This window comes from Streptomyces sp. CCM_MD2014 (assembly GCF_000772045.1).
GTDB classification, from domain to species: Bacteria; Actinomycetota; Actinomycetes; order Streptomycetales; family Streptomycetaceae; genus Streptomyces; species Streptomyces salinarius.
The window spans coordinates 1,828,675-1,841,065 of the sequence record NZ_CP009754.1; the positions used below are offsets into that span (position 1 = coordinate 1,828,675).

The window sequence follows — 12,391 nt, forward strand, 5'->3', positions numbered from 1 at the left end:
TCGCGGGAGGGCGGACCGGCGTGCTCATCGGGGGGCAGGCCCTCTTCGGCCTCCCCGGCCGACGAGGTCTCCTCGACCGGGTCCGCCTCCGGGGGCAGTCGGAAGGCGTCCGCGACGAAGTCCCGTACGGCGCGTGCGCGGGCGTCGGCGGTGTCCGTGCCGCCCGCCCTCCGCCGACGGCCGGACGGACGGGGCGCCCGCCGGGCGGGCGCGGCGCCCTCGGACGCCGCGTCCGCCTGCGCCTGCCGGCGTGCCGCCCGCAACGCCTCGCGCGCCACGTCCGCCGGACGGCTGTCGCCCCCGTCCACGGCAGCGGAGCGGGCGGCTTCCTCGGGGTCGGGCGGCGTGGTCACGTCGTCGGACCGGTCCGCTCCGGGTCCCCGCCGTGCCGACTCCGCCGGGTCCGCCGCACCGGGCGGACGCCCCGAACTCGAGGCGGCCCCGGGGTCATGCGCCCCCGCGTGCCGTGCCCTGCGCAGTGCGGCGCGGGCCGTGTCCCCGGGGCGTGGGCCGGTGGGCTCACCGGGCTTCCCGCCCGGGGCGTCCTCGGGGCCCGGGGCGGGCGCCGACGGTGCGGGAGGCGCCGGCGCCGGTGACGCCGGCCCGCGCTCCCCGTCCGCGCCCGTTCCCTCGCCTCGCTCGCGTGCCTCCCGCAGGGCGCGGCGGGCCTCGTCGGCGGGCCCGGGGGTCATGACGGCCTCCTCAGGGAGACGAGGTCGGACAGTTCACGTGCCGTCAGTTCGGTGAGGGCCGACTCCCCGGAGCCGAGGATCGCGTCGGCCAGGGCCCGCTTGGACTGGAGCATCTCGGCGATGCGGTCCTCGACCGTGCCCTCGGTGATGAGCCGGTGGACCTGGACCGGCTGGGTCTGGCCGATGCGGTAGGCGCGGTCGGTCGCCTGTTCCTCCACGGCCGGGTTCCACCAGCGGTCGAAGTGCACGACATGGCCGGCGCGGGTGAGGTTCAGGCCGGTGCCGGCGGCCTTCAGCGACAGGACGAGGACGGGGCTCGCCCCGCTCTGGAAGCGGTCCACCATCCGCTCGCGCTCCGGCACCGGCGTACCGCCGTGCAGCAGGTCGACGGGGACCGCGCGGGCGGCGAGGTGGGCGGTGATGAGGCGGGCCATGCCGACGTACTGCGTGAAGACCAGGGCCGAGCCGTCCTCCGCGAGCACCGTGTCCAGCAGCTCGTCCAGCAGGGCGAGTTTGCCCGAGCGTGCGGTCATCCGGTCGGCCCCGCCCGGCGGGTGCTCCTCCTTCAGGAACAGCGCGGGGTGGTCGCAGATCTGTTTCAACGAGGTCAGCAGCTTGAGGACGAGGCCGCGGCGGCCCATGCCCTCGGCCTCCTCGATGGCGAGCATCGACTCGCGCACCACCGCCTCGTAGAGCGCGGCCTGTTCGCGGGTGAGGGGGACGGGGTGGTCCGTCTCGGTCTTCGGCGGTAGCTCGGGGACGATGCCCGGGTCGGATTTCCTGCGGCGCAGCAGGAAGGGGCGGACGAGGCGGGCGAGGCGCTCCGCCGCCTGGTCGTCCTCGCCGTTCTCCACCGCGCGCGCGTGCCGGGCGCGGAAGGACTTCAGGGGGCCGAGCAGGCCGGGGGTGGTCCAGTCGAGCAGCGCCCACAGCTCGGAGAGGTTGTTCTCCACGGGGGTGCCGGTCAGCGCCACCCGTGCCGGGGACGGAATCGTGCGCAGGGCCTTCGCCGTCGCCGAGTACGGGTTCTTCACGTGCTGGGCCTCGTCCGCGACGACCATGCCCCAGGGCTGCTCGGCCAGGGTCGTGGCGGCGGACCGCATCGTGCCGTAGGTGGTGAGGACGAAGCCGCCGGTCAGGTCGTCGAGGGTGCGGTCGGGGCCGTGGAAGCGGCGGACGGGGACGCCGGGCGCGAACCGCTCGATCTCCCGCTGCCAGTTGCCCAGGAGGGAGGCCGGGCAGACGACGAGGGTCGGTTCGGTGCGGGCCCGCTTCAGGTGGAGGGCGATGACGGTGACGGTCTTGCCGAGGCCCATGTCGTCGGCGAGGCAGCCGCCGAGGCCGAGTGAGGTCATGAGGTCGAGCCAGCCCAGACCGCGCAGTTGGTAGTCGCGGAGGGTGGCGTGCAGGCCGGGCGGTGGCGCGGCGGGCCGCACACCGGCCGTGAGCCGGTCGCGCAGGGCGGCCAGCGCGCCGACGGGCACCACGTCGACCGTTTCGCCGTCGGCCTCGGCGCTGCCGGTGAGGGCGACGGAGAGGGCGTCGACGGGGTCGAGCAGGCCGAGGTCGCGTTTGCGGGCGCGGCGGACGAGCGAGGGGTCGACCAGCACCCACCGGTCGCGGAGCCGGACGACCGGCCGGTGGGCCTCCGCCAGGGCGTCCATCTCGGCCTCGGTGAGCGGGTCGCCGCCGATCGCGAGCTGCCAGCGGAACTGGAGCAGGTCCTCGCTCTCGAAGAAGCCCGTGCCGTCGGTCGCCGAACCGGGCGCGGTCCTGATCACGGCGGTCGCGGTGAGGTCCTGGGCCAGGTCGCGGGGCCAGTGCACGGCGACGCCCGCGGCGGCGAGCCGGCCGGCCGCCACGCCCAGCAGGTCGCTGACCTCCTCCTCGGACAGGGCGAGGACGTCGGGGACGTCCTGTTCGGTGAGGCGGTCCAGCGGCGGCCAGACCCGCGCCGCGCGGCGCACCGCGAGGGCGGCGTCCACGCGCGCGCGGGCGCCGAAGGACGCGTCGGCCGCCCCCGCCCACAGGTCCGCGGCGTCGGCCACGAGCGTGGGGTCGGCGAGGCTGTGCACCTGGACGATCGCCGCGCCCGCGTTGCGCACGCCGGCGCTGCCGCCGCCCTCAGTGCCCGGGCCCCCGTCCGTGTCGCCGTCGAACAGGTCGTACGCCGACAGGTCCAGGCGGAGCGAGATCCGCACGCCCGCGTCCATGCCCGCGGCGACCTCGGCGGCCCAGTCGTGGGCGTCGGGCAGGTGCTGGGGCTCGCGGGCGGCGAACGGGCGGCCCGAGGCGTGGGACGCGGCCGGAGTGCGCGGGAGGGTGTCGGCGACCGCGTCGAGGAAGGCGCGGATCAGCGCTTCCGGCTCCGGGAGCCGGATCGGTCCCGGGCCTTCGAGGGGGACCGCGTGGCCCTCGGGGGGCAGGGCGGCGGCCACGGCCCGCAGGTGCGCGATGTCGTCGGGGTCGAGCGGGCCGGCCCGCCAGGCGTCGTGCCCGGTCGCGGTCAGGCCGGGCAGCAGCCGTCCGCGCGCGGTGAGGCGCAGGGCGTGCAGGGCCGCCGCGCCCCAGCAGGCCGTGGCGGGGTGCGCGGCCGGGTCGTGCCGGGCGCGCACCAGGAGGGGCAGCGCCTCGGCGAGCGGCAGGAACACCGCGGGTGTGGTCCTGCGGCGCACCCCGGCGCCGTGCGGCCGCACGACGGTCAGCTCCTCGGCTCGGCCGCCCGGCCGCGCTCCGTCGCCGGTGACCGCCGCGGTCTCCGCGCCGTGTCCCGCCTCCGTGTCCCCGGCCGGACCGCTCCCGGGATTCTCCCCGGCGGCAGCTGCCCCGGGCGCCGGGGCGGCGCCGCCGTCGGCGTCGTACGCCCGGACCGGGCCGGTGAGGGGCCCGCCGTCGGGGTCCCAGAAGGCGATCCGGCCCTCGCGCGGCAGGGCGGCGGGCAGGAAGACGGCCGCGAGCCGGGCGGGGACGGACGCCGCCGCCTCCTCGTGCCGCGCCGTCCCCCTGTGGCGCGGCGCCTCCCCCGGCTCCGCCGTCCGCTCCCCCGCTCGCCCGGGAGCCGTCGTGTCCGTCGTGTCCGTCACGGCCGTGTCGCCCATACGTCCTGTCACCTCCCGCCCGTCGGCCCGATCAGATGTCTTCGACTCTACGGGCGGGGTCTGACAATCGGCTCCGGCAGCCGCCGCCGGGCCGGTGCGACCCTACGGAACGGTGTGCGAGACGACGTAGACCATCGGGTAGTCCGGGTTTTCCATGTTCACGACGACGTCCTGGGTCGGCGCCGGGTTCTCCTGCTGGTTGACCACGCCCCACCAGGAGCCGGACCCGCCGAACTCCCAGCCGGTGACCCGCTGGGCGCGGTCGCTGATCGCGATCTTGTCCTTCCTCAGCGCGTCCCGGTCGACACCCAGGCCGGCGAGGAAGACGTCGAGGCCCGCGTTCGTGGTCTCGAACTGGACGTAGAGCCGGCTGGTCTTCCAGTTGTTCGTCTCGTAGTACGCGACCTCGTCGGACGGGACCGGGACGGGCACCTCGTAGATGCGCCGCTGCAGCTTGGACGGCCAGCCCTCGGTCATGCCGGTCGCCGCGTACTTCGCCTCCTTGTCCCGGCCGCTGTCCCGGCTCTGGCTGGCGGAGATCGCGAGGTAGCCGGCCGGGACGCCGATGAGCAGCACGATGATGAGCAGCGTGAGCGCACGGCGGCGGATCATGTGCCGGCGGTCCTCGGCCGGCGGTCCGGGCTCCTGCGGGGACGCCGCCTGCTGCGGCAGGGTCTCCGTCACAGCGACTCCCGGGACGAGCGGCGGGCCTCGGCGTACCGTTCGTAGCGCTCGTACCGCTCCACCCGGCGCCGCTTGGCCCGGCGGAACCTGCGGGCGACCAGCCGGGCCAGGTCGGCGGCGCCCACCATGCCGGCCTCGGGACCGAGCTGGGCGCGGACGATGCGGGCCTCGGGGCGGTAGCCGCGACCGGTGAGCTGACGCTTGAAGGCGTCGCGCGCGGGGCCGATCAGCAGGTCGTCGGCGGCGCTGACCCCGCCGCCGATCACGAAGCAGGACGGGTCGAGGGCCGCGGCGAGGTTGGCGATGCCGACGCCGAGCCACTGCCCGATGTCCTGGAGCAGCTCGACGCACATCGCGTCGCCCTCGCGGGCCAGCTCGGTGATCATCGGACCGGTGATGTCGCCGATGCTGCCCTTGACGTGCTCGATGATCCCGTACGCCACCGGCGAGTCGGCGGCGGCCAGCTCGCGGGCCTCTCTGACCAGGGCGTTCCCCGAGCTGTACTGCTCCCAGCAGCCGCGGTTGCCGCACGGGCAGCGGTGGCCGCCGGGGACGACCTGCATGTGCCCGAACTCGCCGGCGACGCCGTACTTGCCGCGCTTGACCTGGCCGTCCTCCAGGATCGCGCCGCCGATGCCGGTGCCCAGGGTGATCATGACCAGGTGGTCCTCGCCGCGGCCGGCGCCGAACCGCCACTCGGCCCAGGCGGCGGAGTTGGCGTCGTTGTCCACCAGGACGGGGACGGCCAGGCGGCCGGCGAGGCGGTCGCGCAGCGGTTCGTTGCGCCAGGACAGGTGGGGGGCGAACAGGACGCGGTTGCGGTCGGCGTCGACCCAGCCGGCCGCGCCGATGCCGACGGCGTGCACGTCGTGACGGTCGGAGAGGTCCAGGACGAGTTCGACGATCGTGTCCTCGACGACCTTCGGGCTCTTGGACTTGTCCGGGGTCTCCGTGCGGAGCTTCTCCAGGATGTTGCCGTCCGCGTCGACGACGCCCGCCATGACTTTCGTGCCGCCGATGTCGATGCCGACCGTGGGCACGCGGGGTGCCGTGAGGTGCGAGCGGCGTTCCCTCGTGCCCACGGTGCGCAGGACCGGGGCGCGGCGGGATCCGATGGGGGCGGTGAAGTCGCGGTAGGTGCTCATCGGGTGCGATTGTGCCGCACGGGTGTGCCGTGTGCCGAATGGACAGGGGGTGGGTGGAGCGGTTCGCTGCCGGGCGCGGGTGCGTCGTGGCTACTCGCGCCGTTCCCCGCGCCCCTGGGGCCGTTGCAGCTCATGGCGCAGGTCGTCCAGTTCGTTTCCGCCCGCCATCTGGCGTGTCAGCTCGTCCAGCGTGATGGCGTCGCGCTCGTGGTTGCCGACCATCGTGCCGCGCTTCAGGAGGACGAAGCGGTCGCCCACCAGGTACGCGTGGTGCGGGTTGTGAGTGATGAGGACGACACCGAGGCCCTGGTCGCGGGCCGCCGCCACGTACTTCAGGACGACGCCCGACTGCTTGACGCCCAGCGCTGCCGTCGGCTCGTCCAGCACCAGCACCTTCGCGCCGAAGTACACCGCGCGGGCGATCGCCACACACTGGCGCTCGCCGCCGGAGAGGGTGCCGATGGGCTGGTCGACGTCGCGCAGGTCGATGCCCATGCGCAGCAGCTCCGCGTGGGTGGTGCGGCGCATGTGCTCGACGTCCATGCGCTTGAACGGGCCGACGCCCTTGCGCGGCTCGGAGCCGAGGAAGAAGTTGCGCCAGACCGGCATGAGCGGGACGACGGCGAGGTCCTGGTAGACGGTGGCGATGCCGCGGTCCAGGGCCTCGCGCGGGGAGGAGAGGCGGGTCTCCTCGCCGTCCAGGGTCAGTGTGCCGCCGTCGTGCTGGTGCAACCCGGCGATGATCTTGATGAGGGTGGACTTGCCCGCGCCGTTGTCGCCCAGGACGCAGGTGATCTCCCCGGCGCGGACCTCCAGGGACACGCCTTCGAGGGCGCGGACGTTGCCGTAGTTCTTGCTGACGCCGGACAGCTCGACGAGCGCCGTACGGCTTTCGGTCTGCGTCACTTGGTGGCCTCCGCGCGCTTGCGGACCCAGGCGTTGAGCAGGGTCGCGAGGAGCAGCATCGCTCCGAGGAAGAACTTGAACCAGTCGGGGTTCCACTCGGCGAAGACGATGCCCTTGCTGGTCATGCCGAAGATGAACGCGCCGACCGCCGAACCGACGGCGCTGCCGTAGCCGCCGGTGATGAGGCAGCCGCCGATGACGGCCGCGATGATGTAGATCAGCTCGTTGCCGACGCCCTCGCCGGACTGGACGACGTCGTAGGAGAAGAGCAGGTGCTGGCCGGAGATCCAGGCGCCGAGGCCGACGCCCATGTAGAGGCCGATCTTGGTCTTGGTGACCGGGACGCCCACCGCGCGGGCGGCGTCCTTGTTGCCGCCGACCGCGAAGATCCAGTTGCCGGCGCGGGTGCGCAGCAGGATCCAGCTGGCGACGGCGACCAGGGCCAGCCACCACAGGATGGTCACCTTGAAGCCGACGCCGCCGACGGTGATCGTGGAGGCGAAGACGTCGTGGGCGGAGGGGAAGCCCTCCATGTCGGCGATCGACTTGGTGGAGACGGTGCCGTCGATGAGCTTGGTGAAGCCCAGGTTCAGGCCGGTCAGCATGAGGAACGTGCCGAGCGTGATGATGAAGCTGGGGAGTTTCGTGCGGGTGAGCATGAAGCCGTTGAAGGCGCCGATCGCCAGGGTGACCAGCAGCGACACGCCGACGCCGACCCAGACGTTGGCGGTCATCTGGTAGCTGAACATCGACGACACCAGCGCCGAGGAGGTGACCATGACGCCCGCGGACAGGTCGAACTCGCCGCCGATCATCAGCAGGGCCACCGGTACGGCCATGATGCCGATCGTCGAGGCGGCGTAGAGCACCGTGCTGAGGCTGGAGGCGCGCAGGAAGCTGTCGGCGAAGAACGCGAAGAAGACGAAGACGGCGACCGCGCCGACGACGGAGCCCAGCTCGGGCCGCCCCAGGAGTTTCCGCAGCGCGGAGGTGTGCAGCAGCCGTTCGTCGGCCTCCTTCACCTGCGTGGCGTTCATCGCGTGCCCCGCTTCGTGTAGTCGGCCAGAGCGGCCGCGTCGTCCTTGGTGATGATCTGCGGTCCGGTGAGCACCGGGCGGCCGCCGCCGAGGACGTCGGCGTTGTACTTGTAGAGCCACAGCAGGTCGACGGCCTCGTAGCCCTGGAGGTAGGGCTGCTGGTCGACGGCGAAGCCGAGGGTGCCGTCCTCGAGTCCGGCGGCCACCTTGGCGTTGAGGTCGAAGGTGTCGATCTCGGCCTTGCTGCCGGCGCCCTGCTTGGCCTTGACCGCGGTGTCGGCGTAGGGGGCGCCGAGGGTGACCACGGCGTCGACGGACTTGTCGGTCTGGAGCTTGGCCTCGATGGCGGACTGCACGTCGGGCATGCTGGTGCCGTTGACGTAGAGCCGCTGGACCTTGCCGTCGAAGCTCTTCTCGACGCCGTCGCAGCGCTGCTCGTGGCCGACGTTGCCCTGCTCGTGGAGCACGCAGATCGCCTGCTCGCGGCCCCGCTCGTTCAGTTCCTCGCCCACGGCCTCGCCGGCGATGGTCTCGTCCTGGCCGACGTGGGTGAGGGCGCCGAACTCCTTGGACTCCTCGGAGCCGGAGTTCACCGTGATCACGGGGATGCCCGCCTTGTGCGCGCGGGCGAGGGCGGACTTCATCGCGTCGGGCTTGGCGAGGGTGACGATGATGCCGTCGACCTTCTTGTCGATGGCCGCGTTCACGAGCTGGGCCTGCTGCTGTGCCTCGTCGTCGTGGGAGTACAGGAAGTTGATGTTGTCCTTGACGGCGGCCTGCTCGGCGCCGCTCTGGACGATGTCCCAGAAGGTGTCGCCGTCGCCCGAGTGGGTGATCATCGCGAAGGTCCAGCGGGGGGTGTTCACCGCCGCCCTGCCCTCGGCCGACGCGGCCTTGCGGGCGTCCTCGGCGCGCTTGCCGCCGGTGCTGCTGCAGCCGGCCAGGGACACCGTCAGTGCCCCGGCCAGCGCGATGCCCACCCATGTCCGAAACCGTGCCACGAGGCCGTGCCCTTCTTGCTGTGCCGTGCTGTGCCGTGCTGTGCGTGCGAGGCCTTCCAGGCCCCGGCCGCCCGGGTGCTGGAAATCCCAAACGCCCCATTGTCCGACACACAAGCGGAGCACGTGCCTCCGGGGATCGGCCGACGGTCACATTGTCCGGACATTGCGACGAACCCGCACGACGGGAGCCGCCTCCGGCCAGCGCTGTTCAGGACCGGCCGGTACGGCTCGGGCCGGCCGGTACGGGTCAGGACCGGCCGGTACGGCTCGGGGCCGGCCCGTACGGGTCAGGCCCGGCCGGTACGGCTCGGGGCCGGCCCGTACGGGTCAGGCCCGGCCGGTACGGGTCAGGGCCGGCCCGTACGGGTCAGGACCGTACGAGCAGCTGGAACTCGAAGGAGTAGCGGGACGGCCGGTAGGTGTGGGTGCCGAACTCGACCGCCCGCCCCGTGTCGTCGAACGTGGTGCGCTCCATGGTGAGCAGCGGCGCGCCCGCGTCCTCGCCGAGCCGCTCGGCCTCGCCGTCGGTGGCGGCGCGGGCGCCGATGGTCTGCCGGGCGCTGTGCAGGGTGATCCCGGCGGCGCGCATCAGCCGGTAGAGGCCGGTGGCCTCGAGCTGCCCGGTGTCCAGGTCGAGGAGGCCGGGCGGCAGGTAGTTGCACATGTACGCCATCGGCTCCCCGTGCGTCAGCCGCAGCCGTTCGACGCGGTGCACGTCGCTCTCCTCGGCCACGCCGAGCGCGGCGGCGACCTCGGCGGCCGCGGGGACGACGGTGTTGACCAGGACCTTCGTGGCCGGACGCTGTCCCGCCGCCTCCAGGTCGTCGAAGAGGCTGCTGAGCTCCAGCGGGCGCCGGACCTTGCTGTGCACGACCTGGGTGCCGACTCCCCGGCGGCGCACGAGCAGGCCCTTGTCGACGAGCGACTGGATGGCCTGGCGGACGGTGGGACGGGACAGACCGAGCCGGGCGGCCAGCTCGATCTCGTTGCCGAGCAGACTGCCGGGGGTCAGCGCACCGTGCTCGATCGACGCCTCCAGCTGCTGCGACAGCTGGAAGTACAGCGGCACGGGGCTGCTGCGATCCACGCTGAGTTCCAGCGCCACGGTGGGGTCCACTTCTGGTTTCGGCACGGGCCGAGCGTAGCTCTGTGCGCAGGTGACGGGAAGTTGTGCGGTCCGATTGTCCTGACATACGCATTGACACGGTGTGGGCTGTGAGCCCACTTTGATTCCATGCGCATCGGGGTCATCGGTACGGGCCGTATCGGCACCGTGCACGCCAACACGCTCAGCCGCCACCGCGACGTCGGGTCCCTGATTCTCACGGACGCCGACATCGCGCGGGCCCAGGAGCTGGCCCACCGGCTGGGCGAGACGGCGGCACCGGGAGTGGACGAGATCTTCCAGTGGGGCGTGGACGCGGTGGTGATCACCACGGCGACGCCGGCCCACGCGGAACTGATCGGCCGGGCGGCCCGTTCGGGGCTCCCGGTGTTCTGCGAGAAGCCCATCGCGCTGGACCTGCCGGGGACGTTGCAGGCGATCGCTGAGGTGGAGGCCGCCGGGACGATCCTCCAGATGGGCTTCCAGCGCCGCTTCGACACCGGTTACGCGGGGGCCCGGGAGGCGGTGCGCTCGGGGCGGCTCGGCCGGCTGCACACCGTACGGGCCGTGACCAGCGACCAGGCGCCGCCGCCCGCCGATTACCTGCCGCAGTCCGGCGGGCTCTACCGGGACACGCTCATCCACGACTTCGACGTGCTGCGCTGGGTGACCGGCCGGGAGGTCGCCGACGTGTACGCCGCCGGGTCCGACGCCGGTCCGCCGATGTTCCGCACGGCGGACGACGTGGACACCGGTGCCGCTCTGCTCACGCTGGACGACGGGACGCTGGCCACGGCGACGGCGACGCGGCTGAACGGGGCGGGGTACGACGTCCGCATGGAGCTGGCCGGGGAGCTGGACCAGATCGTCGTGGGCCTGGACGACCGTACGCCGATCGCGTCCACCGAGCCGACCGGACCGCCGGCCGCGGACAAGCCGTGGACCGGCTTCGTGGAGCGCTTCGGCCCCGCCTACGAGGCGGAGCTGAATACGTTCGTGCAGGTCGTACGCGGTGAGCGGGCCAACCCGTGCGACGGGCGCGAGGCCCTGCAGGCCCTGCGGATCGCCGAGGCCTGCGACATCTCCCGCCGCGAGCGCAGACCCGTGCGGCTGACGGAGATCCCCGAGGCACTCACCGGGTGACGCTCCTCCGGTACGCGTCTCGCGCCCGTCGCCCGCGCTCCTAGGCCGTGTATCGGGAGTGGATCCCGGGTTGTGCCGGGTCCGGACCGGTGTGCCAGGGCGGGGCGTGCCCATCGAGTACGGGCCGCGGGGACGGATCTACGACCTGTTCCGCCGATGGCAGCGGGACGGCACCTGGCACCGGATCCTCACCCGGCTCCAAGCCCTGGCCGATGCCGTGAACGAGTGGCCGTGACCAGCACCATCGCAACGGCCCTCAGACGACGTCGAACTCGTTGCCCTCGGGATCCCGCATGGCTGCGGCGTAGAGCCCCATATCTGGCTCGTCCTTGATCCTCAGCACGGTGGCACCGGCTTCGACCAGCTGGTCCACAGCGTCACTGACCCGCCGAGCGCGGACGTCCAGGGGGACGTCACGGCCACCACCGACCTTCAGGTCGAAGTGCCACCGGTTCTTGGCGGTCTTCGGCTCCGGAACCTGCTGGAACCACACGCGCGGTCCGTGACCCGCCGGATCGACGATCGACTCCGGAATGTCGCCGGCCCCCGCCGGCAGCTCTTCCGCGGGCACCCCCATCGCCTCCCAGTAGGCGCGCCACGTGGTGTGCCCGTCCGGCGCGGGCTCGGGCACATAGCCGAGGGCCCGGGCCCAGAACGCCACCATTCTCTGTGGATCGGAGCAGTCGATCGTCAGCTGCACTGTCATCTCCATGCCTGGAGCCTCTCAGACAGGTCTGACAGACGATCCCTTCTCACAACAGGCCCTATGGCCTGTCCGGCGGATCATGCCCCAGACGACGAGTTGCCGTGCCTGTCCTGCGACCTGATCCGCCGGACAGGCCTAGCGGCCGTCGTCCAGGAACTCGTCCAGGAGTCCCGCGTCGTACGTCAGCAGGGCGATCTGCACCCGGTTGTCCAGGTTCAGCTTGGCCAGGATGCGCGAGACGTGGGCCTTGACGGTGGCGACGCTCATGAAGAGGTGGGTCGCGACGTCGGCGTTGGCCAGGCCGCGGCCGACGGCGACGGCGACCTCGCGCTCGCGGTCGTTGAGCGCGTCCAGGCGTGCACGCGCGCGTGCGTGGCGGGCATGGCGTGTGCCGGGGGCGGTGCCGGCCGCCTGCTCCATCAGCCGCCGGGTGACGGCGGGTGACAGGACGGGGTCACCGGCCGCGACCCTGCGCACCGCGCCGAGGATCTCGGCGGGCGGCGTGTCCTTGAGGACGAACCCGGCGGCGCCGGCACGCAGGGCGCGCAGCACCTGTTCGTCCGCGTGGAAGGTGGTGAGCACGACGACCTGGGGCGCGTCCGCGCGGGCGCGCAGCCGCTCGGTCGCCGTGAGACCGTCGACCACCGGCATCCGGATGTCCATGAGGACGACGTCGGGGCGGGTCCGGTCGACGAGTGCCGCGACCTCGTCGCCGTCGGAGGCCTCGCCGACGATCTCCACGTCCTCGGCGCCGCCCAGCATGAGGGCCAACCCGGCCCGCACGAGCGGGTCGTCGTCGACGAGGAGCAGTCTGATCGCAGTCATGAGGCATACGTAATCACGGTCGCCCGGGGCCGTTCGTCCGCGTCTCGCC

At 73.0% G+C, this 12,391-nt stretch carries 11 protein-coding genes; 2 read left to right on the plus strand and 9 right to left on the minus strand.

Features of this window, described 5'->3' with window-relative positions; genetic code table 11:
- Window positions 1–688: 688 nt before the first annotated feature.
- From NI25_RS08050 to NI25_RS08080, 7 genes are all read right to left on the minus strand, one after another.
- A complete protein-coding gene (locus tag NI25_RS08050; RefSeq protein WP_078884551.1) occupies window positions 689–3,790 on the minus strand; it encodes a DEAD/DEAH box helicase in 3,102 nt (1,033 codons plus the stop codon).
- Window positions 3,791–3,892: 102 nt separating this feature from the next.
- Window positions 3,893–4,474, minus strand: a complete 582-nt coding sequence (locus tag NI25_RS08055) for a hypothetical protein (RefSeq protein WP_061441778.1) — start codon at window positions 4,472–4,474, stop codon at window positions 3,893–3,895.
- Complete coding sequence (locus NI25_RS08060; protein WP_061441779.1) at window positions 4,471–5,619, minus strand: ROK family glucokinase; 1,149 nt, start codon at window positions 5,617–5,619, stop codon at window positions 4,471–4,473. The genes NI25_RS08055 and NI25_RS08060 overlap by 4 nt, the downstream gene beginning before the upstream one ends.
- 90 nt (window positions 5,620–5,709) lie before the next feature.
- Window positions 5,710–6,525: an ATP-binding cassette domain-containing protein gene (locus NI25_RS08065; RefSeq protein ID WP_061441780.1), complete on the minus strand. Its 816-nt coding sequence runs from the start codon at window positions 6,523–6,525 to the stop codon at window positions 5,710–5,712.
- Window positions 6,522–7,562 (minus strand): ABC transporter permease, encoded by a 1,041-nt coding sequence (locus NI25_RS08070; RefSeq protein WP_061441781.1) that lies wholly within the window; start codon window positions 7,560–7,562, stop codon window positions 6,522–6,524. The genes NI25_RS08065 and NI25_RS08070 overlap by 4 nt, the downstream gene beginning before the upstream one ends.
- Window positions 7,559–8,563, minus strand: coding sequence for a sugar ABC transporter substrate-binding protein (locus NI25_RS08075; RefSeq protein WP_061441782.1), 1,005 nt, complete (start codon window positions 8,561–8,563; stop codon window positions 7,559–7,561). Before NI25_RS08075 ends, NI25_RS08070 begins: the two co-directional genes overlap by 4 nt.
- Window positions 8,564–8,930: 367 nt before the next feature.
- Entirely contained in the window at window positions 8,931–9,668 is a 738-nt protein-coding gene (locus NI25_RS08080) for a myo-inositol degradation transcriptional regulator (RefSeq protein ID WP_107072027.1), read from the minus strand.
- 129 nt (window positions 9,669–9,797) lie between these two features.
- Here NI25_RS08080 and NI25_RS08085 point away from each other — a divergent pair, with 129 nt between their 5' ends.
- Both NI25_RS08085 and NI25_RS40465 read left to right on the plus strand, forming a co-directional pair.
- The gene (locus tag NI25_RS08085; RefSeq protein WP_061441784.1) at window positions 9,798–10,811 is read left to right on the plus strand and encodes a Gfo/Idh/MocA family oxidoreductase; all 1,014 of its coding nucleotides are present in this window, start codon (window positions 9,798–9,800) and stop codon (window positions 10,809–10,811) included.
- A 58-nt stretch (window positions 10,812–10,869) separates the two neighbouring features.
- Window positions 10,870–11,046, plus strand: coding sequence for a transposase (locus NI25_RS40465; RefSeq protein WP_324610068.1), 177 nt, complete (start codon window positions 10,870–10,872; stop codon window positions 11,044–11,046).
- A gap of 21 nt (window positions 11,047–11,067) precedes the next feature.
- On the opposite strand, the gene NI25_RS08090 is transcribed toward NI25_RS40465, so the two are convergent.
- Both NI25_RS08090 and NI25_RS08095 read right to left on the minus strand, forming a co-directional pair.
- Window positions 11,068–11,523, minus strand: a complete 456-nt coding sequence (locus NI25_RS08090) for a VOC family protein (RefSeq protein ID WP_061441785.1) — start codon at window positions 11,521–11,523, stop codon at window positions 11,068–11,070.
- Window positions 11,524–11,652: 129 nt separating this feature from the next.
- Window positions 11,653–12,342 (minus strand): response regulator transcription factor, encoded by a 690-nt coding sequence (locus NI25_RS08095; RefSeq protein WP_061441786.1) that lies wholly within the window; start codon window positions 12,340–12,342, stop codon window positions 11,653–11,655.
- Window positions 12,343–12,391: the final 49 nt, after the last annotated feature.

What these genes read in the sequence shown, in the direction of transcription:
- NI25_RS08060 (WP_061441779.1), bottom strand. Translation starts at nt 5,619, where the DNA reads ATGAGCACCTACCGCGACTTCACCGCCCCCATCGGATCCCGCCGCGCC.
- NI25_RS08070 (WP_061441781.1), bottom strand. Translation starts at nt 7,562, where the DNA reads ATGAACGCCACGCAGGTGAAGGAGGCCGACGAACGGCTGCTGCACACC.
- NI25_RS08090 (WP_061441785.1), bottom strand. Translation starts at nt 11,523, where the DNA reads ATGGAGATGACAGTGCAGCTGACGATCGACTGCTCCGATCCACAGAGA.
- NI25_RS08050 (WP_078884551.1), bottom strand. Translation starts at nt 3,790, where the DNA reads ATGGGCGACACGGCCGTGACGGACACGACGGACACGACGGCTCCCGGG.
- NI25_RS08095 (WP_061441786.1), bottom strand. Translation starts at nt 12,342, where the DNA reads ATGACTGCGATCAGACTGCTCCTCGTCGACGACGACCCGCTCGTGCGG.
- NI25_RS08085 (WP_061441784.1), top strand. Translation starts at nt 9,798, where the DNA reads ATGCGCATCGGGGTCATCGGTACGGGCCGTATCGGCACCGTGCACGCC.